The 23,588-nt window shown below is 69.3% G+C and carries 20 protein-coding genes; 16 read left to right on the forward strand and 4 right to left on the reverse strand.

Annotation, left to right across the window (positions count from 1 at the left end):
• The first annotated feature begins 74 nt into the window (after positions 1 to 74).
• The 11 genes from ACTH43_RS14730 (at position 75) to ACTH43_RS14780 (ending at position 11,998) form a co-directional block, all read left to right on the forward strand.
• The gene (locus ACTH43_RS14730; protein WP_441445649.1) at positions 75 to 608 is read left to right on the forward strand and encodes an HIT family protein; all 534 of its coding nucleotides are present in this window, start codon (positions 75 to 77) and stop codon (positions 606 to 608) included.
• Positions 609 to 712: 104 nt separating this feature from the next.
• Positions 713 to 1,990, forward strand: coding sequence for a PrsW family intramembrane metalloprotease (locus ACTH43_RS14735; RefSeq protein ID WP_441445650.1), 1,278 nt, complete (start codon positions 713 to 715; stop codon positions 1,988 to 1,990).
• Between the two features lie 119 nt (positions 1,991 to 2,109).
• Positions 2,110 to 2,868, forward strand: a complete 759-nt coding sequence (locus ACTH43_RS14740) for a YebC/PmpR family DNA-binding transcriptional regulator (protein ID WP_441445651.1) — start codon at positions 2,110 to 2,112, stop codon at positions 2,866 to 2,868.
• A gap of 61 nt (positions 2,869 to 2,929) precedes the next feature.
• Positions 2,930 to 3,523 (forward strand): crossover junction endodeoxyribonuclease RuvC, encoded by a 594-nt coding sequence (gene ruvC, locus ACTH43_RS14745; protein ID WP_441445652.1) that lies wholly within the window; start codon positions 2,930 to 2,932, stop codon positions 3,521 to 3,523.
• Positions 3,524 to 3,549: 26 nt separating this feature from the next.
• The gene (gene ruvA, locus ACTH43_RS14750) at positions 3,550 to 4,155 is read left to right on the forward strand and encodes a Holliday junction branch migration protein RuvA (protein ID WP_441445653.1); all 606 of its coding nucleotides are present in this window, start codon (positions 3,550 to 3,552) and stop codon (positions 4,153 to 4,155) included.
• On the forward strand, positions 4,152 to 5,198 hold the full coding sequence (gene ruvB / locus ACTH43_RS14755; RefSeq protein WP_441445654.1) for a Holliday junction branch migration DNA helicase RuvB: 1,047 nt from the start codon (positions 4,152 to 4,154) through the stop codon (positions 5,196 to 5,198). Before ruvA ends, ruvB begins: the two co-directional genes overlap by 4 nt.
• A 133-nt stretch (positions 5,199 to 5,331) precedes the next feature.
• Positions 5,332 to 5,727 carry a preprotein translocase subunit YajC gene (yajC, locus tag ACTH43_RS14760; protein ID WP_441445655.1) on the forward strand — a complete coding sequence of 132 codons (396 nt, stop codon included), beginning with the start codon at positions 5,332 to 5,334 and terminating at the stop codon, positions 5,725 to 5,727.
• An 86-nt stretch (positions 5,728 to 5,813) separates the two neighbouring features.
• The gene (secD, locus tag ACTH43_RS14765; RefSeq protein WP_441445656.1) at positions 5,814 to 7,706 is read left to right on the forward strand and encodes a protein translocase subunit SecD; all 1,893 of its coding nucleotides are present in this window, start codon (positions 5,814 to 5,816) and stop codon (positions 7,704 to 7,706) included.
• On the forward strand, positions 7,703 to 8,908 hold the full coding sequence (gene secF / locus ACTH43_RS14770) for a protein translocase subunit SecF (protein WP_441445657.1): 1,206 nt from the start codon (positions 7,703 to 7,705) through the stop codon (positions 8,906 to 8,908). Before secD ends, secF begins: the two co-directional genes overlap by 4 nt.
• The gene (locus ACTH43_RS14775; RefSeq protein ID WP_441445658.1) at positions 8,905 to 9,456 is read left to right on the forward strand and encodes an adenine phosphoribosyltransferase; all 552 of its coding nucleotides are present in this window, start codon (positions 8,905 to 8,907) and stop codon (positions 9,454 to 9,456) included. The genes secF and ACTH43_RS14775 overlap by 4 nt, the downstream gene beginning before the upstream one ends.
• A gap of 127 nt (positions 9,457 to 9,583) precedes the next feature.
• Positions 9,584 to 11,998 carry a RelA/SpoT family protein gene (locus tag ACTH43_RS14780; RefSeq protein WP_441445659.1) on the forward strand — a complete coding sequence of 805 codons (2,415 nt, stop codon included), beginning with the start codon at positions 9,584 to 9,586 and terminating at the stop codon, positions 11,996 to 11,998.
• On the opposite strand, the gene ACTH43_RS14785 is transcribed toward ACTH43_RS14780, so the two are convergent.
• Both ACTH43_RS14785 and ACTH43_RS14790 read right to left on the reverse strand, forming a co-directional pair.
• Positions 11,929 to 12,690: a hypothetical protein gene (locus ACTH43_RS14785; RefSeq protein ID WP_441445660.1), complete on the reverse strand. Its 762-nt coding sequence runs from the start codon at positions 12,688 to 12,690 to the stop codon at positions 11,929 to 11,931. The two genes, ACTH43_RS14780 and ACTH43_RS14785, sit on opposite strands and share 70 nt — an antisense overlap.
• A 135-nt stretch (positions 12,691 to 12,825) precedes the next feature.
• A complete protein-coding gene (locus ACTH43_RS14790) occupies positions 12,826 to 14,631 on the reverse strand; it encodes a DUF349 domain-containing protein (protein ID WP_441445661.1) in 1,806 nt (601 codons plus the stop codon).
• 237 nt (positions 14,632 to 14,868) lie between these two features.
• Between ACTH43_RS14790 and hisS the strand changes: the two genes are divergently transcribed.
• Both hisS and trxA read left to right on the forward strand, forming a co-directional pair.
• Positions 14,869 to 16,236, forward strand: coding sequence for a histidine--tRNA ligase (gene hisS / locus ACTH43_RS14795; RefSeq protein WP_441445662.1), 1,368 nt, complete (start codon positions 14,869 to 14,871; stop codon positions 16,234 to 16,236).
• Positions 16,237 to 16,307: 71 nt separating this feature from the next.
• Complete coding sequence (gene trxA / locus ACTH43_RS14800; protein ID WP_441445663.1) at positions 16,308 to 16,676, forward strand: thioredoxin; 369 nt, start codon at positions 16,308 to 16,310, stop codon at positions 16,674 to 16,676.
• Positions 16,677 to 16,835: 159 nt separating this feature from the next.
• On the opposite strand, the gene ACTH43_RS14805 is transcribed toward trxA, so the two are convergent.
• A complete protein-coding gene (locus ACTH43_RS14805) occupies positions 16,836 to 18,848 on the reverse strand; it encodes a DEAD/DEAH box helicase (protein WP_441445664.1) in 2,013 nt (670 codons plus the stop codon).
• 336 nt (positions 18,849 to 19,184) lie between these two features.
• Between ACTH43_RS14805 and aspS the strand changes: the two genes are divergently transcribed.
• The gene (aspS, locus tag ACTH43_RS14810; protein WP_441445665.1) at positions 19,185 to 20,990 is read left to right on the forward strand and encodes an aspartate--tRNA ligase; all 1,806 of its coding nucleotides are present in this window, start codon (positions 19,185 to 19,187) and stop codon (positions 20,988 to 20,990) included.
• A 201-nt stretch (positions 20,991 to 21,191) separates the two neighbouring features.
• On the opposite strand, the gene ACTH43_RS14815 is transcribed toward aspS, so the two are convergent.
• Positions 21,192 to 21,785, reverse strand: coding sequence for a DUF3043 domain-containing protein (locus ACTH43_RS14815; RefSeq protein ID WP_441445666.1), 594 nt, complete (start codon positions 21,783 to 21,785; stop codon positions 21,192 to 21,194).
• 102 nt (positions 21,786 to 21,887) lie between these two features.
• On the opposite strand from ACTH43_RS14815, the gene ACTH43_RS14820 reads away from it, so the two are divergent.
• Both ACTH43_RS14820 and ACTH43_RS14825 read left to right on the forward strand, forming a co-directional pair.
• Complete coding sequence (locus tag ACTH43_RS14820) at positions 21,888 to 23,303, forward strand: dipeptidase (protein ID WP_441445667.1); 1,416 nt, start codon at positions 21,888 to 21,890, stop codon at positions 23,301 to 23,303.
• Positions 23,300 to 23,569 carry a hypothetical protein gene (locus tag ACTH43_RS14825; RefSeq protein WP_441445668.1) on the forward strand — a complete coding sequence of 90 codons (270 nt, stop codon included), beginning with the start codon at positions 23,300 to 23,302 and terminating at the stop codon, positions 23,567 to 23,569. The genes ACTH43_RS14820 and ACTH43_RS14825 overlap by 4 nt, the downstream gene beginning before the upstream one ends.
• Positions 23,570 to 23,588 lie beyond the last annotated feature (19 nt).

Raw genomic sequence — 23,588 nt, forward strand, 5'->3', positions numbered from 1 at the left:
GACCCCGCGGCCCCGGTTTTGGTGGGGGGTTGCACGACGAGGCCCGTGTTGTGTGAGCGTACCCGCCCCCGTTCGTGGTGGCCCCCGGGTTTTCCGGGGGCGACCCCGACGACACCCAGAGGCTGTGGACCCCGCACCGGATGGCCTACATCGGCGGGGAGAACAAGCCGCAGGATCCCCACGACGATCAGCAGTGCCCCTTCTGCGCGGCACCGCAGCGCTCCGACGAGGAGTCGCTGATCGTCCACCGGGGGGAGACCGCCTACGTGATCCTGAACCTCTACCCGTACAACGCCGGCCACCTGCTGGTGTGCCCTTTCCGGCATGTCTCGGACTACACCGACCTGGATGAGGCCGAGGTGCTCGAGGTCGCCGAGCTCACCCGGACGGCGATGCGCGTGATCCGCGAGGTGTCGCGGCCGGCGGGGTTCAACCTCGGCATGAACCAGGGCGAGGTGGCGGGGGCCGGGATCGCCGCGCACCTCCACCAGCATGTGGTCCCGCGCTGGCCCGGGGATGCGAACTTCCTGCCGATCGTCGGCCGCACGAAGGCGGTCCCGATCCTGCTCGGGCACACCCGTCAGCTCTACGCCGACGCCTGGCCCTGAGCTACCATGACCGAGGCCGTGCCGACGCTGAACCGTGAGGCCCCCGGACAGCGAACTCATCGGCCGCACCGACCGGGGGAGAGGCGGGACCGACCGTGACGAGCGTGACCGGCGCACCGCCCCACCCTGCTCCGCCCTCTCGATCGGGTGACCCCTACGGCTATGACGTCGAGCGGGTGGATCCCCGAGCTCCCGGGCAGATCGGGGAGGGGAAGGCGCAGCGCGCGAAGCGGCGACGTCCCTGGGTGCGCTGGGTGCTGTTCGCACTGTCCTTCCTCGGGCTCGCGGTCTCGGCGCTGGCGCTGTACTTCTTCGTCATCCTCCCGCTGGGCTTCGGCACCTCTCTGGTCGCCTTCACGGCCGCCCTGGTTCCGGTCGCACTGGTCCTCGGCGCGGTGTGGTGGATCGATCGCTACACCCCGCAGCCCCGGATGTCGCTCGTCTACGCCTTCGCCTGGGGTGCGATCGGCTCGGTGCTGCTCACCCTCTGGTTCGGCGGCTACTTCACGGCGTGGATCACCCCGACGGAGACGAACCAGCTGATCGATTCGTTCCTGGGCGCCGTCATCCAGGCTCCGGTGATCGAAGAGGCCATGAAGAGTGCCGGGTTGATCGGCCTGCTGATCTGGGGGCGTCGCTATATCGCCGGCCCGATCGACGGTGTGGTCTACGCGGCGCTGATCGCCGGAGGCTTCGCCTTCACCGAGAACATCCTCTACTTCGGCAGCTCGTTCCACCAGGCACAGGCCGCCGGTGAGGTCGCCGTCTTCTGGCAGACCTTCTTCCTGCGCGGAGTGCTCTCCCCGTTCGCCCATGTCTCCTTCACCGCCCTGTGCGGACTGGGCCTGGGGATCGCCGCCGAACGACGATCGCTGATGCTCTACTTCGGCCTCGGCGCGGGTGGCCTGTCACTGGGCATGGTGCTGCATGCGCTGTGGAACGGCTCGACCTTCTTCATCCCGGTCGACCCCGCGGCACCCCTGGCGGGCTTCCTGCGCTACTACGTCACGGTGCAGGTGCCGATCTTCGTGCTGCTGGTCGCGATCGTGCTCTTCCTCCGACTGCGGGAGAAGCGCATCCTGCGCCGCCAGCTCGCGGAATACGGGAGGGCCGGCTGGTTCTCGCCCGACGAGGTGGAGCTGCTGGTCTCGATGCGTCGCCGCCGACGGGCCGAGCGCTGGGCGGCCCGCCACGGCGCCGTGTCCCGGATGGCGATGCGAGATCTGATCCGGACCTCGATCGCGCTGGGGATCGAAAGGCACAGCGTGCTGTTCGGCACGCCGAGCGCGAAGACACGTGCACGTGAGCGCGAGCTGCTCGAGACGGTCACCGCCGACCGTCGCCTGATCGGCTCGCTGACTGCGCCCGTCGTGCGAGGCTGAACGGGTTTCGCCCGCCAGCAGCCCGCGCCTCGTGGCCATGTCTCCTGGAACATTCCTGCACTGGCCTAGAATGGGACGGCAATTCGCCGCCGTTCGGCGGCAGAGCCGGGAGGAGAAAGATGTCGGGGCATTCCAAGTGGGCGACCACCAAGCACAAGAAGGCCATCATCGATGCCAGACGAGGCAAGCTGTTTGCCAAGCTGGTCAAGAACATCGAAGTTGCCGCACGCATGAGTGGTCCTGACCCTGTCGGCAACCCCACCCTCTTCGACGCCATCCAGAAGGCGAAGAAGACCTCCGTGCCCAACGACAACATCGACCGCGCCGTCAAGCGTGGCGGCGGGCTCGATGGCGGAGGCGTCGACTACGAGACGCTGATGTACGAGGGCTATGCCCCCGGCGGTGTCGCAGTCCTGGTCGAGTGCCTCACCGACAACAAGAATCGTGCCGTCTCCGAGGTCCGCCTGGCCTTCAACCGCAACGGCGGCAACATGGCGGAGTCCGGCTCGGTGTCGTACCTGTTCGAGCGCAAGGGCGTGGTCGCCGTCTCCAAGGCAGAGCACAGTGAGGACGAGCTCCTCGAGGTGGTCCTCGATGCCGGCGCCGAGGAGATCAACGACGAGGGCGAGACCTTCGAGATCCTCTCCGAGGCCACCGACGTGGTGGCCGTTCGCACCGCGCTGCAGGAGGCGGGCATCGACTACGACAGCGCCGAGGCGCAGTTCGTGCCCACCATGCGCACCCCGGTGGATCTCGAGGGTGCGCAGAAGGCTCTGCGCCTGATCGAGGCCCTCGAGGACAGCGACGACGTGCAGAACGTCTTCTCGAACCTCGACATCCCGGACGACGTCGCGGCCCAGCTCGCGGACGCCGAGTGATCCCCGTGGACGGCGCGGCCCCCGGCAGCGAGGGCGCGCCGTCCGCCCGGGGGTGCAGGCGATGACGACGCTGCGCGTGCTCGGGGTCGATCCTGGGCTGACCCGCTGCGGGATCGGGGTCGTCGATGCCCTCGGTGGCCGGCGTGCGAAGCTCGTCCATGCCGGGGTGATCGTCTCCACGCCGGCCTCCCCGCTCGACCAGCGCCTGCTGACGATCGCACGGGGGCTGCGCGCCGTGCTCGAGGAGTTCGCGCCCGACACCGTCGCCGTCGAACGAGTCTTCAGCCAGAACAACATCTCCACCGTGATGGGCACGGCGCAGGTCTCGGGAATCGCCCTGCTGGAGGCCGCCGAGCGCGGCATCCCGGTCGCGCTGCACACCCCCTCGGAGGTGAAAGCGGCGGTGACCGGCAGCGGCCGAGCCGACAAGAAGCAGATCCAGACCATGCTGATCAAGCTGCTGGGCCTCGACGCCGCACCCCAGCCGGCTGACGCCTCCGACGCGGTGGCGATCGCGCTGACCCAGCTGTGGCGCGGCCCCGGCCCGGTGGCGCTGGACTCCGGCGGGGGAGCGCGCACCAGCGCACAGGCGGTGTGGGCCCGCGCCGAGCGGGAGGCGCGACGCGCCCGGGAACGCTCTTCCTCCCGACACTGATCGAACAGGTGTTCTAGGATTGGCGCGTGATCGCATCCCTGACCGGGCGAGTCGCCCGCATCGACCTCGACTCCCTCGTGCTGGAGGTGGCCGGGATCGGGTATCTCGTCCGCACCACGCCTGAAGCCCTCAGCGCCACCCGCCACGGCGCCGAGCTCACCCTCCACACCGAACTGGTGGTGCGAGAGGATTCGATGACCCTCTACGGGTTCCCGCACGCGGAGGAGGCCGAGACCTTCCGGATCGTGCAGTCGGTCTCCGGGATCGGCCCCCGCACCGCGCTCGCGGTGCTGGCGGTGCTCGAGCCCGAGGAGCTGCGGCGTGCCGTCGCGGAGCAGGATGCCAAGACGCTCACCCGGACTCCCGGCATCGGCCCCAAGGTCGCCAGTCGCATGCTGCTCGAGCTCGGTGGCAAGCTGCCCGCGCCCAGCACCGTCACCTCCGGTCCCTCCGCGGCCCAGAGCACACCCCAGGGCGCGGACGCCGATGTCGTCGACGCACTGGTGGGCCTCGGCTGGGCAGAGAAGGCGGCGATCGGCGCGGTCGACTCCGCCCGAGCGGCGGGCGGGGAGGAGCTGGGCTCCGCGGAGCTCCTCCGTCAGGCCCTGCGAGGCCTCGGGGGACATCGATGATCGAGGACGACACCCCGTCGGTGACCAGTGCCGAGGCGGTGCCCCCCGAGCGCGCTGCGGAGGCCGCGCTGCGGCCGCGACGGCTCGATGAGTTCGTGGGCCAGAAGGTCGTGCGCGACCAGCTCTCGCTGGTCCTCGATGCCGCCGCCGCTCGAGGCAGGTCCCCGGAGCATGTGCTGCTCTCGGGCCCGCCAGGCCTGGGCAAGACCACACTGGCGATGATCATCGCGGCTGAGCTGTCCGCCCCGCTGCGAATCACCTCTGGTCCGACGGTGCAGCATGCCGGCGACCTGGCCGCCATCCTCTCCTCGCTCGATGAGGGGGAGGTCCTGTTCATCGATGAGATCCACCGCCTCGCACGCCCCGCCGAGGAGATGCTCTATATCGCGATGGAGGACTTCCGGGTCGACGTGATCGTCGGCAAGGGGGTCGGAGCGACGTCGATCCCCTTGGACCTGCCCCCGTTCACGGTGGTCGGGGCCACCACCCGGGCTGGCCTGCTGCCGGCGCCGCTGCGCGACCGCTTCGGCTTCATGGGCCATCTCGATTTTTACGGCGCCGACGAGCTGCAGGAAGTCGTGCGGCGCTCGGCGCTGCGCCTCGAGGTCGACCTCGAGGACGCGGCAGGGATCGAGATCGCCTCCCGCTCACGGGGCACCCCGCGCATCGCCAACCGGCTGCTCCGCCGAGTGCGGGACTGGGCCCAGGTCCGTGGCACCGGGCGTCTGGACCTCGGCGCCGCGAAGGAGGCCCTTCGCGTCTATGAGGTGGACGAACGGGGGCTGGACCGCCTGGATCGCGCGGTGCTGTCCGCCCTGTGCGGGCGGTTCGCGGGCGGGCCGGTCGGCCTGTCCACCCTCGCGGTCGCCGTGGGAGAGGAGATCGAGACGGTCGAGACCATGGTGGAGCCCTACCTGGTGCGAGAAGGCTTCCTGCTGCGCACGCCCCGCGGCCGTGCCGCAGCCCCGGCTGCATGGACCCATCTGGGCTTGGAACCGCCAGAGGGCCCCGGGGGCATCGCGCCCATGCTCGGTCGCTTCTGAGAGTCGATGATCCTCCGCTCACCCCTGGGAGTCGAGTGACGCCTCGGCGGGTACAGTGGGGCGGTCAATCGTCCGCGGCAGGTCCCGATCTATGCATGAGCATCGTGAAGGGTCGTCCGCCGAAAGGAACCTCGTGGAATCCCTCCTTCCTCTCCTGCTCATCTTCGCCGTCATGATGCTGCCCCTGCTGTTCATGTCGAACCGCCAGAAGAAGATGCAGCAGAAGCAGGCGGACCTGGTCAAGCAGCTCGGCGTCGGCGATGAGGTGCGCACCCATTCCGGCTTCTACGGCCTGATCATCGACTCCTACGACGACGTCGTGATCCTCGAGTCCGAGAACGGCGCCCAGACGAAGTGGGCCCGCCAGGCCGTCTCCCAGCGAGTCGACCCCGTCGAAGAGTTCGCCGCCGATCTCGAGGACTCCTCGGAGGAGCAGAGCACCGACGTCGAGGATGATCGTGCGATCCCCGGCGTGACCGTCGCCGATGAGGATCTCCGCAGCGACGACCCGCGTCGCGACGACCGCTGAGCCGCCTCACAGTCGCTCCTGGACGGGTCGTTCGCGGCCTGTTCGCCTGATAACCGCCCGTCCGCCGTCCTGAGGAACTTCGCACCATGCCCGCACGTCGCATAGCCCTCGCGGCCCTTGCGGTGCTGATCCTGCTGCTCGGCGGCGGGATCGGTGCCGGGGTCTGGAAGGGCGACTGGCAGCCAGCCCCCAAACTCGCCCTCGACCTCGAGGGCGGTACCCAGATCATCCTGCAGGCGCAGTCGCGTGATGGCTCGGCCATCGACGCGACAGCCATGGAGCAGGCTCGCCAGATCATGAGCCAGCGGGTCAACGCCATGGGCGTTGCGGAGACTGAGATCACCGTGCAGGGCGGCACCAACATCGTCATCGATGTCCCGGGCCAGCTGGACCAGGCGACCTCGGAGGCCGTCCGACAGACGGCCTCGATGTCGTTCCGGCCGGTGCTCGGTGTCGTGGCGCCGGAGGGTTCCGGCGAGCCGATGCCCTCCGACGGCGGCGGCGAGGCGTCCGATGCCGGTGGTCAGGACCCGGGGGAGAGCTCAAGCGCGCCCGCGGACCCCTCCCAGCACCTGTTCGATGGCCTCATCAGCGAGGACTCCTCGCTCGCGCCTCCGGCTGCTCCCGCCGCAGGCGACCTGCCCTACCCGGCCTGGAGCCTGGACTGGCTGACACCGGAGGTCCAGACCGAGCTGATGAGCGCCGACTGCGTCGACCCTGCCGCGCAGCAGGAGCGAGCCGCTGCGGCCGCGCCTGACGAACCCGTGGTGGCATGCGCTCCGGACGGCACCGCGAAGTACCTGCTCGGCCCCGAGGTCGTCGCCGGTTCGGCGATCGAGAGCTCGGGCGTGGCCTCGGATGTCACGCCCACCGGCCAGGCCACCGGCTACTACGTCGTGAACATGAGCTTCAACGACAGCACCGCGGCGTCGTTCTCCGAGATGACCAAGGCCCTCTACGGCGGGCAGGGCGCGACCGCGGCCTTCGGCATCGTGCTGGACGGGCTGGTCATCTCCGCCCCTGAGGTCCAGGAGCCGTCTCCCGGTGGGGAGGCGTCCATCTCCGGCAACTTCTCGCAGGAAGAGGCCAGCCAGCTCTCCGACCAGCTGCGATTCGGTGCGCTCCCGCTCGAGTTCGAGGTCGCGTCCGAGCAGCAGATCTCCGCCACCCTCGGCGCCGATCAGCTGCAGATGGGACTGATCGCCGGTCTCATCGGCCTGGCGCTGGTGGTCCTGTACGCCTTCACCCAGTACCGCCTCCTGTCGATCGTCACCACCTCGAGCCTGCTGATCATGGGCCTGCTGACGTACGCCACGCTCACCGTCCTGTCCAACATCCCGGATATCGGCTACCGCCTTTCACTGGCTGGTGTGGTGGGGCTGATCGTCGCGATCGCCTTCACCGCGGACTCCTTCATCGTCTACTTCGAACGAGTTCGTGACGAGATCCGCGAGGGCCGCGGGATCGTCGCAGCGGTGGACCACGGCTGGGATCGCGCCAAGCGTACGATCCTCGCCTCCGACACCGTGAACCTGATCGCTGCCGTGGTGCTCTACGTGCTGTCCACCGGCGGGGTGCGGGGCTTCGCGTTCGTCCTGGGGCTGACCACCGTGCTCGACCTGCTGGTCGTCTTCCTGTTCACCCATCCCGTGCTGCAGGCGCTGGTGCGCACCCGGTTCTTCGGCAAGGGCCATCCCTGGAGCGGGCTGGATCCGGCGCGTCTGGACCGTGATGTACCTGCCTATGCCGGACGTGGCCGGGTACGGCTGACCGGGGAGCGAGCAGGCCGTGGCAGCGCTGCGGAGGAGGTGCGGGAGCCGATCGCTGTGCGCCGTGCCCGCCTGGAGAAGGAGGCCGCGGAGCAGGCTGCTCTCGCGGGAGGCGGGGAGAGTGACCCTGACGACCCCGGGCAGACGAGCCCCGACCCCGAGGACCGGTCCGTGACCGGCGAGGACGACACCGAGGAGCAGAGCCGATGAGCGCGACCTTCGCCCGTTTCGGCAACGACCTGCACGCAGGGCGTCGGATCATCCCGCTGGTGAGCCGCCGGAAGACCTGGTACCTGATCAGCGCGATCAGCATCGTGCTGCTCGCTGCGCTGGCAGGCCTGCGCGGACCGAACCTCGGCATCGAGTTCACCGGCGGCTCCGAGTTCCAGATCGCAGGAGTCTCGGACACCGAGCAGAGCTCCGCCCGCGATGTGGTGCGCGATCACCTGCCGGACCGCGAGCCGAAGATCACCGTGCTCGGGCAGGACACCGTGCGGGTGCAGACCGAGCAGCTCGATTCGACGGAGACTGCCGCCCTCGCGCAGGATCTCGCCGCCGCCTACGAGGTCTCGCCGGAGGCGATCTCCACCTCCTACATCGGTCCGGTGTGGAGCGGGGACGTCACCCAGAAGATGCTCCGGGGGGTCATCGTGTTCCTGGTGCTGGTCGCGGGAATGATGGCTGTGTACTTCCGCAACCTCAAGGCCTCTCTGGCAGCGATGGCTGCGCTGGTCCACGACATGCTGGTCACAGCGGGCGTGTACCTGGTGGTGGGCTTCGAGATCACCCCGGGCACCGTGATCGGCTTCCTCACCGTGATGGGCTATTCCCTCTACGACACGATCGTCGTCTTCGACAAAGTCCGTGAGAACACCGACGGCCTCACCCGCCAGCGGCGGACCACCTTCGCCGACCAGGTGCAACTGGCTGCGAACCAGACCCTGGTGCGCTCGATCAACACCTCCGTGGTGGCTCTGCTGCCGATCGGCTCGATCCTCGCGATCGGCGCGTTCCTGCTCGGCGCCGGCACGCTCAAGGATATCTCGCTGGCACTGTTCATCGGCATCATCGTGGGCACCTACTCCTCCATCTTCCTGGCACCGGGATTCCTGGTGGAGCTGCGCAGCCGTGAGCCCGAGATCGCTGCGCACACCGATCAGGTGCTGCGCGAGCGCCGGGGCGAGAGCGTGGCGGCACCCGCGGTGCGACACCCCACCACGTCCGTCACGGAGACGGTCGGAGCGGATGTCGAGGATCCCGGCACGATCGAGGGTCCCGGCACGGACGACGAGTCCGCCGAGGAGCGCGAAGAGCCCGAGACCGACGGTCAGCCGGCGATCGCTCGTGAGCGTCATCAGCCGCGCCGCTCGAACCGAAGCCAGCGCAGCACCCCGAAGGGAGGCCGCAGGTGAGCGGTTCCGTGCCCAGCGCAGCGCAGATCGAGACGCTGCTGCACACCCACATCGCCGAGTACCCGGACTTCCCGACGCCCGGAGTGCTGTTCCGCGACATCACCCCGCTGCTGCGAGATGCGGACGCGCTGCGTGCCGTGATCCGCTACTGGACGACCCTGATCCCCGAGGGCGTCGAGTACGTCATCGGGACCGAGGCTCGCGGGTTCGTGCTGGGTGCGCCGCTGGCCTATGAGATCGGAGCCGGCTTCATCCCGGCGCGCAAGGCGGGGAAGCTCCCGGGCGATCCGGTCGGGCTGACCTACGACCTCGAGTACGGGAGCGCCGAGATCCAGCTGCCCGAGAGCTCGCTGCCCGTCGGAGCCCGCACCCTCGTCGTCGACGATCTGCTGGCCACCGGTGGCACCGCGGCGGCGACCATCGAGCTTGCCCGACGGTTCGACGTCGAGATCCTCGGAGCCTCGTTCCTCATCGAGCTCGACGGCCTGGGCGGCCGTGACCAGCTGCCGGGCGTGCCGCTGTCCACCGTGTGGACCCTCAAGAACTGAACCTGCCAGGCCTCCCGCTCCACAGCGGAATCCACGGCGGGCTTCACGGCGGTGCAGCGGTGGGCGGACACCGTCCGCGCATCGGTGACCCGCGCGTAGACTGATGAATCTCAGCCAGGAGGTGTGCATGTCGCAGCAGCCCGCATCCCAGCCGGCCAAGGCAGACGCTGCCGGGTCGGGCGACCAGGGCAACCAGCCGGTGGCGCAGCCCGCCCCCTCGCCTCGACCCTCTTCGCCGGTCCCTCGGCGCACCCGCTCCCGGCTGTCGTTCTTCGCGCCCCGCGCCGGCACCGGCGTGGATCCGCTGCTGGCGCCGCTGCTCGAGACGATGACCGCGGTGAGCCCGAAGGAGAACCTGGACGTCATCCGGCGGGCTTACACCGTCGCCGAGCGTGCGCACAGGGGACAGACCCGCAAGAGCGGCGACCCCTACATCACGCATCCGGTCTCGGTCGCGACGATCCTGGGGGAGCTCGGGTCTCCTGCCGAGGTGGTCGCGGCGGCGTTGCTCCATGACACCGTCGAGGACACCGACTATTCGCTGGAGCGGCTGCGCGCCGAATTCGGTGAGGTCATCGCCGTGATGGTCGATGGGGTCACCAAGCTCGACAAGGTCACCTACGGGGAGGCCGCGCAGGCCGAGACGGTGCGGAAGATGATCGTGGCGATGAGCCGCGACGTGCGGGTGCTGCTGATCAAGCTCGCCGACCGCCTCCACAACGCCCGGACCTGGAAGTATGTCCCCGCCGCCTCTGCCGAGCGGAAGGCGAAGGAGACCCTGGAGATCTATGCTCCGCTCGCGCACCGCCTGGGCCTGAACACCATGAAGTGGGAGCTCGAGGACCGCTCCTTCCAGGTGCTCTACCCCAAGGTGTACGAGGAGATCGTCTCCCTGGTCACCCAGCACGCGCCCGCCCGCGAGCAGTACCTCTCGACCGTCTCCTCGCAGATCAACGAGGACCTGCGCAAGGCGAAGATCAAGGCCGAAGTCACGGGGCGACCCAAGCACTACTACTCGATCTACCAGAAGATGATCGTCCGCGGTCGCGACTTCTCGGACATCTACGACCTGGTCGGGGTGCGCGTCCTGGTGGATTCGGTGAGGGATTGCTACGGGGTGCTGGGCACGCTGCACGCTCGCTGGTCCCCTGTGCAGGGCCGGTTCAAGGACTACATCGCACTGCCGAAGTTCAACCTGTACCAGTCGCTGCACACCACGGTGATCGGCCCCACCGGCAAACCGGTGGAGATCCAGATCCGCACCCGGGAGATGCACCGCCGTGCCGAGTACGGGGTGGCCGCGCACTGGAAGTACAAGGCGATGGCCGCCCAGCAGGGCGGGGCGGACGCAACGCCCATCGCCAACGACGCGGCCTGGCTGCGCCAGCTCATGGACTGGCAGAAGGAGACCACCGACTCCGGGGAGTTCCTGGACTCGCTCCGTTTCGAGATCAACACCCAGGAGGTGTACGTCTTCACCCCCAAGGGGGACGTGCTGGCCCTCCCACAGGGGGCGACGCCCGTCGACTTCGCCTACTCCGTGCACACGGAGGTGGGGCATCGGACGATCGGGGCGCGGGTCAACGGCCGCCTGGTGTCCCTCGAGTCGTCGTTGTCCACGGGCGACGTGGTCGAGGTGTTCACCTCGAAGTCGGACGACGCAGGCCCGAGCCGCGACTGGCTCGGCTTCGTGCAGTCGCCCCGTGCCCGCAGCAAGATCCGTCACTGGTTCTCGAAGGAGCGCCGAGAGGAGGCGCTCGAGAAGGGCAAGGAGGAGCTGGCCAAGGCGCTGCGCCGGCAGGATCTGCCGATGCGGCGTCTCCTGACCCACGAGACCCTCGCGACCGTCGCGGATGACCTCAACCTCGCGTCGGTGGATGCGCTGTACACCTCGATCGGCGAGGGCCATACCGGTCCGCAGCACGTGGTCGAGAAGCTGCGGGCCTCATTCGGCGGTTCCGAGGGCGCCGCAGAGGATCTCGCGGAGATCACGCTGCCCTCGCGGGTTCGGCCTCGTGGTGGTCGCGCGGAGCGGCATACCTCCGAGACGGATCAGGGCGTCATCGTCGACGGGCACTCGGATCTGTGGGTCAAGCTCGCGAAGTGCTGCGCTCCGGTTCCGGGGGACCCGATCGTGGGGTTCATCACCCGGGGCTCCGGGATCTCGGTCCATCACGAGAGCTGCGCGAATGCGATCCAGCTGCAGGAGCAGCAACCGGATCGGATCGTGCAGGTGGCGTGGTCGGGGAGGCACAGCACGGCCTATCTCGTGCACATCAAGGTCGAGGCGCTGGATCGTCCCCGCCTGCTCACGGATCTCGCACTGGTGATCTCAGAGCAGCAGGTGAATCTGCAGTCAGCCTCCGCCCACTCGAACACCGATCGCCTTGCCACCACGTTCTTCTCCTTCGAGCTCGCCGACCCCTCCCATCTGCAGTCGGTCCTCGCGCAGGTGCGGCGCATCGAAGGCGTCTACGACGTGTATCGGGTCACGGCCGACGGCAGACCGGTGGGTTCGAGCGCCCCGCTGCTCACCCGCTGATCTCCCAGCATCTGCTCGAGCCGCTCCCTGGCCGCCTGCACGCCGGGGTGGCGATGCATGCGGTGCAGGCGCTGGCGAATCTGGGGAACCTGAGCATGGCCCTCTGCGACCAGTCGCTGCAATGTCGGCTCTGCGATCCATGGGGGAGCGAACCTCAGCAGATCCATTGCAGTGCGCACCGGGATCGTGACCGGGGCCCCTCCGATCGTCTCGACCTCGTCCGGCTGCAACCGGGCGTGTCGCAGCACCACCCCAGCCTGATCGCCGCGATGGGCGGGGGAGAGCAGCTCCGCATAGGCCGGTGAAGGCCCGCCCAGCACCACCCAGGCCGCTGAAAGACCCGCGATGACGTGATGCGCCTGCAGCTGGGCGCCCAGAGCGCAGCCGAGGGCGAGCGCTCGTTGCACCGCGCTGCGCAGCAGATCGGGTGGGAGGAAGATGCCCGGCAGTATCCGGGTGAGATAGCCGTCGGCCACAAGGGCGTGGGTGGACGGGGTCTCGTCCCATCGCTGGAGGGCCGCACCGAGGGGGACTGCGAGCTCGGCCGCATGCCTTGACCAGGCTGCGCACAGGCCGATCGAGGTCAGCCCTGGCACCTCACGGACGGGACCGAGTCCCGGGGGCGGGGGCGTCTCCGGTGGACCGGTGGCGTTCTGCGGGACGGTGCGGCGGGAGGAGAGGAGCAGTTCCATGGACCGACTCTGGCAAGGAGGGGGACCGAAGGCAATCGCCCCGCCTGTCCTGTGGACAGACGGGGCGGTGGAGGAACGGTCGTTCCTCGCGGAGCCGGCGAGCTGAGGCGCCGAGGTGGTCGACAGTCGGCGGCGTCAGCCGAGGTCGCGTGCGGAGCGCTCGATCACTGCGAGCCATTCCTTGCGAGCCTCGAGAGCTGACTCCGCCTCAGCGATCTTCGACGGGTCACCGCCGGCGACGGCCTTGTCGAGCGCATCCTGGTACGACGCGATCGCGGAGTGCAGCTGCGAGGAGGCGCCCTCCACACGTGCTTTGGTCCGAGGATCGGTGCGACGCCATTCGTCCTGCTCGGCGTTCTTCACCGCGCGCTCCACGGCGTGCAGGCGGTCATCGATGCGCCGCATGTCCCCGCGGGGCACCTTGCCTGCTTCCTCCCACCGATCCTGGACCGAGCGCAGCGCCTTCTTGGCACCCTCGAGGTCCTTGGTGGGGTCGATGACCTCAGCCTCGGTCAGCAGGGACTCCTTCACCTCGAGGTTCTTGCGCTGCTCTTCTTCGGTCTCATGGAGATCTGCGTTGCGCGCCGAGAAGAAGGTGTCCTGGGCGGCCTTGAAGCGCTTCCACTGGGCGTCGTCCTTCTTCCGCCCGCCGCGCGGCGCCGCGCGCCACTCGGCCATCAGATCCTTGTATGCACGGACGGTCGTGCCCCAGTCCGTGGACTCCTGCATCGCCTCGGCCCGCGCGATGAGGCCCTCCTTGACCTTGGCGGCCTCGGAGTGCTTCTCATCGAGCTGCGAGAAGAACTGCTTGCGCATCCGGTCGAAGGTGGCGCGCGCCGCGGAGAGCCGCTTCCACAGCGCCTCCTCCGTGGGGCGGTCCAGGGGGACTCCCTCGGACTGCATCTGCTTCCAGGTGGGCACCATCTGGCGCATCGTGTCGCCGGCGTTCTTCCAGGAGAGCTGCTCGGGATCAGTGGCGACCAGCGCTTCGATGGACTCGACGAATTCGCTGCGCTGACGGGCGGCGGCCTCGCGGCCCTCCGTACGCTGGGCTTCGAGCGCCCTGATCTTCTCCTTAGCCTGCTCCCGCAGCTCGCCGGCGCGGGCTCGCAGCGCCGGGATGTCCCCGACGACCTGCGGCTCCTTGAGGTTCTTCCGCAGATTCTCCAGGAGGCGATTCAGTTCGTTCTGGGTGTGCTCGGGAGCGTTCAGCGTGGACTGCGTGAGGTCGAGGAACGCCACCAGATCGAGGTAGCCCCGGGCGTAGGGCTCGAGAGCCGCCTCAGGATCGGTTCCCGTGGCGGTCCCGATGGTGCGCACCTGGGTCCCGTCCTGGACCGTGATGGTCCCGTCTTCGCCGACCGTGCCGAAGGCTGCGGCCGCGGCGATCTGCTCAGGGGCGTACTCGGTGACCGGCGGCGCGACCGGCAGCAGCGCGGCGCTGGGCTTCTTCGCCGCGATCGCCGCGGGGGAGGGGACCATGGGCTTCGGCCGTGGCCCGCGCGCCCCGGGCACCGGCGGCTTCGGCGCCGGAGTCGGAGCAGCGGACGCGGGGGCCGGATCCCCGACGGGCTCCGCCGCCTGTTCCGTGTCGGAGTCGGCGCCAGCGCCAGCGTCGGAATCGGAGTCGGCGCCAGCCTCGGCGTCGGTGGGACCGTCGGCCTCGGGAATCTGCCCCGTCTCGGGACCGGCGGCGTCGGCGGTGTCGTCCACCACGTCCTCCGCAGCGGGCGCCTCAGGGGCAGCTGCGGCCGGATCGCTCTCGGTGCTGGTCTCTGCTGCGGGAGCCGCAGGCTCTGCAGGGCTGACAGATGCGCCGGCGTCGGTGGTCTCCGCCGCGGGATCGGGGGCGGTCGGGGAGATCGAGGGCTGATCAGCGGCCGGTTCGGCGGGCTGAGCGGCGGGGTTCGACGCGGGGACGGGAGTCTCGGACTCGCTCACGATTGAGCTCCTTCGAAGGGATCCGCTGCGGGGCGGGACACTGCCGCCATGGTCGGCGGCCGGGCTGGCACATGGACTGCCCCGATGAGGGGAGAACCACGTCACGGAACTCTACCGTGGCCGGTGGATCTGGATGGACCGGTCCTGCCCTCCGATACATCGATCGCCGACAACGGGAGGGGACAAGGGGATAATGGGACCCGGCACTCGGCCCAACCCCAGAAGGATGTGCACCGCATGGCGAAGATCGCCGCCCTGTCAGGATTCCCGGAGTGGCTCCCCGCGGAGCGCCTCGTCGAGCAGCACGTGATCGACGTGTTCCGCGAAGTGGCCGAGCTGCACGGCTTCTCCGGCATCGAGACGCGGGCCGTCGAACCGCTGGACCAGCTGCTGCGCAAGGGGGAGATCGACAAGGAGGTGTACGTCCTGCGGCGCCTCCACGCTGAAGAGGAGGGCGCAGATCCGGGTCGCGAGGATCGCTCGCGCACCCTGGGGCTGCACTTCGATCTCACCGTGCCGCTGGCCCGGTACGTGCTCGAGCACCAGAACGACCTCGCCTTCCCGCTGCGCCGCTTCCAGATCCAGAAGGTGTGGCGCGGCGAACGCCCCCAGGACGGCCGTTTCCGCGAGTTCTACCAGGCGGATCTCGATGTCATCGGGCAGGACACCCTCCCCGGGCACATCGAGGCCGAGGTCGCCACGGTGATGGCCGAGATCCTCGACCGGCTCCCGCTGCCCACGTTCACGATCCATGCCAACACCCGTCGGCTCTCCGAGGGCTTCTTCCGCTCGATCGGGTTCGAGGACCAGTCCGCGGTGCTGCGGAGCCTCGACAAGCTTCCGAAGATCGGTGCGGAGGCGGTGCGGAATCTGCTGCTCGCCGAGACCGGTGCAACTCCGGAGCAGGCGCAGGCCTGCCTCGACTTCGCCGCGATCCGCACCCGCGACGGCTCCTTCGCTCAGCAGGTGCGCGATCTCGGTGGCAGTGGCGAGATGCTCGAGCAGGGCATCGCCGAGCTCACCGCGGTCCTCGAGCGGGTCGAGGCGGCGGTGCCCGGCGTGATCATGGCGGACCTCTCCATCGCCCGCGGGCTGGACTACTACACGGGCACCGTCTTCGAGACGTTCTTGGCCGGGCATGAGTCGCTCGGCTCGATCTGCTCCGGCGGTCGCTACGACTCGCTGGCCGCGGACAACCGCCACACCTATCCCGGAGTAGGGCTCTCGATCGGGCTGTCCCGGCTGGTCTCCCGGCTCCTCTCCGCGGACCTCGCCACGCCCTCCCGCGCGGTGCCCACATGCGTCTTGGTCTCCGTCGCCGACGAGGAGCACCGAGCGCTCAGCGACGCCGCCGCCCGTTCTCTGCGCAGCCGCGGGATCGCCTGCGAGGTGGCGCCCGCAGCGGCGAAGTTCGGCAAGCAGATCCGCTACGCCGATCGCCGCGGTATCCCGTTCATCTGGTTCCCGGGCACCGACGGGGCCGCAGATGAGGTCAAGGACATCCGCAGCGGGGAGCAGTCGGTCGCCGATGCGGCTGCCTGGGAGCCGCCGACGGAGGACCGGAACGTGCGCATCCTGGCGGGCACGGGGATGCCCAGCACCTGAGCCGCCCGGTGATCTGAGTCACGCCGCGGCGCAGAGGGAATGATCCTCGGTGCCGCGGCGTTCCAGGGGACATGGCTACGCTCACTCTGACCACCGAGAACCACGACAAGACCGTCGAGGACGGCATCGTCCTGATCGACTTCTGGGCAGGCTGGTGCGTGCCGTGCCAGCGCTTCGCCCCGATCTTCGAGGAGTCCTCCGACACCCACGAGGACGTCACCTTCGCCAAGGTCGACACCGAGGACCAGCAGGAGCTGGCGATGCGCTACGGCGTGACGTCGATCCCGACCCTGGTCGCCTACCGCGAGGGCATCCCGGTGTTCTCCCAGGCCGGCGCCCTGCCGCAGTCCGCCCTCGAGGATCTCATCGGCCAGGTGAAGAACCTGGACATGGATGAGGTGCGCAAGGCGTACACCGAGGCGCAGGAGAAGCAGGACTGAGAATCCCACTCCGCGCAGTGTGACCACACAGTTCCACGCTGTGTGACCACGCAATGTGACTGTGCTGCGTGACCGCGTTGTATGACCACGAAGAACGACCCCGCCACCGATCTCGGTGGCGGGGTCGTTCTCTTTCAGCGGGTCCGCTGAGAGGGGCGCTCAGCCCTCAGAGCGACGGAACGGGCGGCGCTTGGAGTCGAAGCGACCACCGCGGTCCTCACGGCCATCACGGCGCGGACGATCATCCCGGCGGAACGGGCGATCGCCGTCCCGGCGCGGTCCGCTGCTGCCGCGGGGGCCATGATCCGGCCCGATGCGCAGCTCACGCCCGCCGACCTTGGCGCGGGAGATCCGCTCCATCTGCTCCGAGGAGAGGGAGCCGCGGATCTGGACCAGGGCGAAGTTCGGGAAGATCTGGATCTTGCCGATGTCCTTCCCGGTCAGACCACCCTCACCGGTGATCGCACCCACGATGCCCGGCGGCCGTGCGCCGTGGGTGTGTCCCACCCCGACCTTGTACGAGGTGTAGCCGCGCTCAGTCTGCAGCGGCTCGCGGGACTCGCGGGAGCCGCGATCGCCGGAGCGGTCATCGCCCGAGAGCTTCGAGGGAGTGAACTCCTCTTCCTCGGATGCGGAGCCGGGGCCTTCATCGCCGACGGTCATCGCGCCGAGCACCGCGGCCAGCTCGAGCGGGTCCATGCCCTGTTCGGTGAGGAACTCGCCGATCAGCTCGCGGTACAGCTCCAGCCGACCGCGCTCGATGCGCTCGGGGACCTGCTTCAGCAGAGAGGCCAGGCGGTGCTTGGAGACGTCGCGCGGCGACGGGATCACAGCTTCCGCGAGGGTCTGCTTGGTGGCCCGCTCGATGTTCTTCAGCTGGCGCCGCTCGTGGGGGCCGATGAAGGTCAGCGCCTCGCCGGTGCGGCCGGCGCGGCCGGTGCGCCCGATGCGGTGCACATAGGACTCGGCTTCCTTGGGCACGTCGAAGTTGACGACCAGACCGATGCGCTCGACATCCAGGCCGCGGGCGGCGACATCGGTCGCGACCAGCACCTGCAGTGAACCGTCGCGCAGCCGCTCGACGATCTTCTCGCGCTCCTTCTGGGGCACATCACCGCTGATCGAGGCCGCGATCAGTCCGCGGGCCACCAGGGCCGAGCCCACCTCTTCCGCGGCGGCGCGGGTGCGCACGAAGACGATCGCCGCCTCCGCCTCGGAGGTCGCGAGCACCCGGGCCAGAGCGCCGGTGCGGTGCCGGAAGGGCACCACGGCGTAGGACTGGGTGACGCTCTTGACCGTCGAGGACTGCGGGGACACGCTCACGCGCACCGGGTCCTTCATATGGGTCTGGGCCACGCGCTGGATGGCGGAGGGCATGGTCGCCGAGAACAGCGCGACCTGGCGGCTGGCGGGGGAGTGGGAGAGGATCTCCTCGACGTCTTCCGCGAAGCCCATCCGCAGCATCTCGTCGGCCTCATCGAGCACCGCGAAGCGGATGGTGTCCAGGCGCAGGTTGGTGCGACGCATGTGGTCCATCACGCGGCCGGGGGTGCCGACGACGACCTGCGCACCGCGGGCGAGTGCACGCTCCTGCGGGCCGTAGGGGGAGCCGCCGTAGAGCGCGACCACGTCGAGGCCTCCGATCGAGGTGGCGAAGGACGCGATGGCGTCGGCCACCTGCATCGCCAGCTCGCGGGTCGGGGCGAGCACGAGGGCCTGCACCTGACGGAGGTTCGGGTCGATCGCGGCCAGCAGCGGCAGGCCGAAGGCGGCGGTCTTGCCGGTTCCGGTCTGGGCGACGCCGATCACATCGCGACCCTCCAGCAGTGGCGGGATCGCCTGGGACTGGATGGCCGACGGGGTGGTGAAGCCGAGCTCGTCGACGGCGCGGCGCAGCGGTGCCGGCAGGGCGATGTCATCGAAGGTGGGGCCGGCGGGGACCTCAGCCTCGGCGGCGGCGGGGGCCTCAGCAGCGGAGGTCTCGCCTTCAGCAACGGGGGCCTCAGAAACGGGGGCCTCAGAAACGGGGGCCTCAGCAACGGGGGCTTCGGTTTCGGGGGCGGCGGCCTCGGTGGCCGGCGCGGTGGCCTCGGCAGCAGGCGCGGCGGCTGCGGCCTCTTCGACGGTGGCGTCGACGTTCTCGGGCGCAGCAGCAGGGGAGGTTTCAGTCATGGTGTCCTTCGACAGTCAGGGGGTGAACAAGCCCTAACGTGTCGCAGGGCGTGATTGCCCATTCATTGGGCGTGGGCGCCCTACATCTCGCGCTACGAGGATCATGCGGTGGCATGATGCGGCTCAGGCGAACTTGGGCGAAAACAGACTTGCGATCTCGCAGGTCGGACCATCGTCGAGTCTACGGGCGTGATGGCCGGTGCGACAGTGCTGCGGTGGCGAGATCCCTCACGCTGCGCGGTAGGCTGAGCAGTCCACGCGATCTGCGTGATGGCCGCCGCGTGCTTCCGAGCATGACGGTGCCGTGACCTGTTGACCCCTTCAGAAGGACACCTCGTGCTGCGCACCCATACCGCCGGTGAGCTCCGCCAGGAGCACATCGGACAGACCGTCACCCTCACCGGCTGGATCGGCCGTCGCCGTGACCACGGCGGTGTGACGTTCCTCGATCTGCGCGACGCCGGCGGCGTCACCCAGGTGGTGGTGCGTGAGGACGAAGCGATGCACCTGCGCAATGAATACGTCCTGAAGGTCGTGGGCACGGTGGGCAAGCGGCCCGAGGGCAATGAGAACCCGCTGCTACCCACCGGCGAGATCGAAGTCACTGCGGAGAGCGTCGAGGTGCTCAGCGCCTCTGCCCCGCTGCCCTTCCAGCTCGACGAGCACAGTGAGGTGGGCGAGGAGGCGCGGCTGCGCTACCGCTATCTCGACCTTCGGCGCCAGGGACCGGCCAAGGCGCTGCGCCTGCGCTCGGACGTCAATCGTGCCGCTCGCGACACCCTTCTGGACCAGGGCTTTCTCGAGGTCGAGACCCCGACTCTGACCCGTTCCACCCCGGAGGGCGCTCGCGACTTCCTGGTGCCTGCGCGGCTCGCCCCGGGCTCCTGGTACGCGTTGCCGCAGTCTCCGCAGCTGTTCAAGCAGCTGCTCATGGTCGGCGGTGTCGAGAAGTACTTCCAGCTCGCGCGCTGCTACCGCGATGAGGACTTCCGCGCCGACCGCCAGCCCGAGTTCACGCAGCTGGACGTCGAGATGAGCTTCGTGGATCAGGAGGACGTGATCGCCTTGGCCGAGGAGATCCTCACCGCAGTCTGGGCCAAGGGCGGCCATCAGATCACGACGCCGTTCCCGCGGATCACCTACGCCGAGTCGATGCGGCGCTACGGCTCGGACAAGCCGGATCTGCGCTTCGACCTCGAGCTGGTCGAGATGACCGAGTACTTCCAGGACACGCCGTTCCGGGTGTTCCAGTCCCCGTACGTCGGCGCGGTCGTCATGGCTGGCGGGGCGTCCCAGCCTCGCCGCCAGCTCGACGCCTGGCAGGAATGGGCCAAGCAGCGCGGCGCCAAGGGTCTCGCGTACGTCCTGGTCCAAGAGGACGGCTCCCTCACCGGGCCGGTCTCCAAGAACATCTCCGAGGCGGAGAAGGCCGGGCTGCTCGACGCCACCGGGGCCACCCCCGGTGACTGCATCTTCTTCGCGGCTGGCGAGGCCAAGTCCTCGCGCGCACTGCTCGGCGCCGCTCGCGCCGAGATCGCCGAGCGTCTGGGCCTGATCGATCACGACGCCTTCGCGTTCGTCTGGGTGGTCGACGCCCCGATGTTCGAGCCCGCGGCCGATGCGCGCGCCGCCGGCGATGTCGCGGTGGGAGAGGGCTCGTGGACCGCGGTCCACCACGCCTTCACCTCCCCGAAGCCGGAGTTCATGGACTCCTTCGACACCGACCCGGGGTCTGCACTGGCCTACGCCTACGACATCGTGTGCAACGGCAACGAGATCGGTGGCGGGTCGATCCGCATCCACGACCAGTCCGTGCAGCAGCGCGTGTTCAAGGTCATGGGCATCGGTGAGGAGGACGCGCAGGAGAAGTTCGGCTTCCTGCTGGACGCCTTCCAGTTCGGCGCCCCGCCGCACGGCGGCATCGCCTTCGGCTGGGACCGCATCGTCGCCCTGCTGGCGAAGGAGGACTCGATCCGCGAGGTCATCGCCTTCCCCAAGACCGGCAACGGCTACGACCCGCTGACCGCGGCTCCCGCGGCGATCACTCCGCAGCAGCGCAAGGAGGCAGGCGTCGACGCCAAGCCCGCCGTGCGTGAGGAGAAGCCGAAGACGCAGGCGGCACCCGAGGCTGCCGGCGCCTGAGCAGGCAGATGCACGACAGAACGGCCGAAGCGAGAGATCGCGTCGGCCGTTCTGTCATGCGGTCGATTCGTCGTGCAGCTGTTCTGCCGCATGGCCGTTCCGTCGTGCGGCCGTTCTCTCGTGCTGTCGAGAGGCCGTCCCGCGGTGCGGTGCCTCTGCGGCGCAGTCCGGGAGCGGCTCAGGTGCCGCGCGGAGCCCGGCTCAGCGCGGCTGCTCACCATGCTTGATCTGCGGGCGGGGGAGACGGAACCGGCGGATCTGGATCGCGCGCATGATCCCGTAGCCCACCAGGCCCTGCTGCACCTCGCCGAAGCGCTCGGTGAGATCGCGTCGCAGCCGCTTCCGCAGGAACAGCGAGTCGACCACGCACAGGGCGATACCACCCCAGAGCACCACGATCATGCCGGTGCTCAGCAGCGTCGTGAGATCGGGCCGGATCAGTGGCAGCACGAGAGCCACGAGCATGAAGATCAGGGCGATCGGGAAGAAGAGCTCGGCGATGTTGCGTCGCGTGTCGACCACATCGCGCACGAAACTGCGCTGCGGCCCCCGATGCTGGAGCGGCATCTTCTTCTCATCGCCGGTCATCAGCGCCTGCTGCGCCTCCATGCGCTCCTGGCTGGCCTTCTCCCGATCACGACGGCGGGCCTCCTTGCGGTCGTCGACCACCAGCGGCCTGCGACGAGCGGCCTCGGCCTCCTTGCGGCTGCGGGTGGGTCGCCCTTTGGAGCCGGGATGCGCGTTCAGCGGTGCGGGCTCAGGGTTCGGGGGAGTCTCAGACTTGCGGAAGATCACCAGGGCAGTCTAGGCGACGTCTCCTGGGACCCGTCCCGGCGTGAGCAGTCACATCGCGCCGTCACTTCGGCACGGGGGAGCCCCGGCGGTACGGTGACGTCCATGAGCACTCCTGACCATTCCCTCCGGCACTCTGCCGCCCCCGGAGACCCCGACGAGGTCGCGGCGCTGCGCGCACGTCTCGAACCGCTGCTCCCGGCCGCGATCGATGATCTGAAGGACCTCGTCCGCATCCCCTCGATCGCCTTCGACGGCTATGACCGCGACCCGGTGCAGCGAAGCGCCCAGGCAGTCGCCGAGCTGCTGCGCGGCGCCGGCCTGGCCGAGGTGAGCATCGAGTCCGTCGACGGCGGAAGCCCTGCGGTGATCGGCCGCACTCCCGCCGCCGCAGGCCGACCCACCGTTCTGCTCTACGCCCACCACGATGTCCAGCCCACTGGCGACCTCGCCGACTGGACCAGCCCGCCCTTCGAGCCGGTCGAGCGTGATGGCCGGCTGTACGGCCGCGGCGCCGCCGACGACAAGGCCGGTGTGATGGCTCACGTCACCGCGCTCCGCCTGGTCGGCGAGGAGCTCGCCGCCGAGGGCGTCGGGGTGACGGTCTTCATCGAAGGCGAGGAGGAGGCGGGCTCACCGACCTTCCGTCCCTTCATCGAGACCTACCGGGATCGTCTCGCCGCCGATCTCATCATCGTCGCGGATTCCGCCAACTGGGCTGTGGGCACCCCTGCCCTGACCACCAGCCTGCGGGGAGTGGTCGATCTCGTGGTCGAGGTGCGTGCTCTGGACCACGCCGTCCACTCGGGCCTCTTCGGTGGTCCGGTGCTGGACGCGCTCACCCAGCTCTCCCGCCTGGTGGCCACCCTGCATGACGCGAACGGCGAGGTCGCCGTCGAAGGGCTGATCCGTGCAGCGGACCCGACGGTCGAGATGGACGAGGCCGACTATCGCCGGGATGCGGGTGTGGTCGACGGGCTCGAGCTCTCGGGCACCGGCTCCCTCACCTCACGCCTGTGGACCAGGCCTGCGCTGTCCGTGATCGGGATCGACGCGCCGAGCGTGCGAGATGCCTCGAACACCCTGGTGCCGGTCTCTCGGGCCAAGGTCTCGCTGCGCATCCCGCCGGGCGAGGACCCGGATGCGGCGATGGAGGCACTGGTCACGCATCTGGAGAGGCACACGCCCGCCACCGCACAGGTCACGGTGCACCGCGGCGAACGGGGCAAGCCGTACAGCGCGCGCCAGGAGTCCGCGGCCATGGACCTCGCCCGCGACGCCTTCGCCCGTGCCTGGGACACGCCGGCCGTGGATACCGGGCTGGGGGGATCCATCCCCTTCATCGCCGACCTGCTCGAAGTGTTCCCTGAGGCAGAGGTGCTGGTCACCGGAGTCGAGGACCCCGAGTCCAGAGCGCACGGAGTCGATGAATCCCTGCACCTCGGCGAGTTCGCACGAGTGTGCCTCGCCGAAGCGCTGCTGCTGCGCAGCGCAGGCTCCCTCGACGGGCGGACCACGTGAACACCTCTGGCCAGCCCTCGAGCGGTGGGAGCCCCACCGTCTCGCCCCTGATGATCCCGCTCCTCTTCCTCGGGATCATCATCGGCTTCATCGCCGGCTACTTCTTCGTGTGGTGGGGGCTCATCGCGGTCATCGCCGTGCTCGTCGCAGCGGCGTCGATGGTGCTGACCGGGCGCAGCCGGGACGGGGCCACCGGCGCGGTCGCGGGCGTGGTGCTGGGATACGCGGGAGTGATCCTGCTCGCGCTCTTCCGCGGGGTGCTGTGAATCAGCGGCGAGCTCGATG

The sequence above is a fragment of the Brachybacterium sp. genome (assembly GCF_052095815.1).
Taxonomy (GTDB): domain Bacteria; phylum Actinomycetota; class Actinomycetes; order Actinomycetales; family Dermabacteraceae; genus Brachybacterium.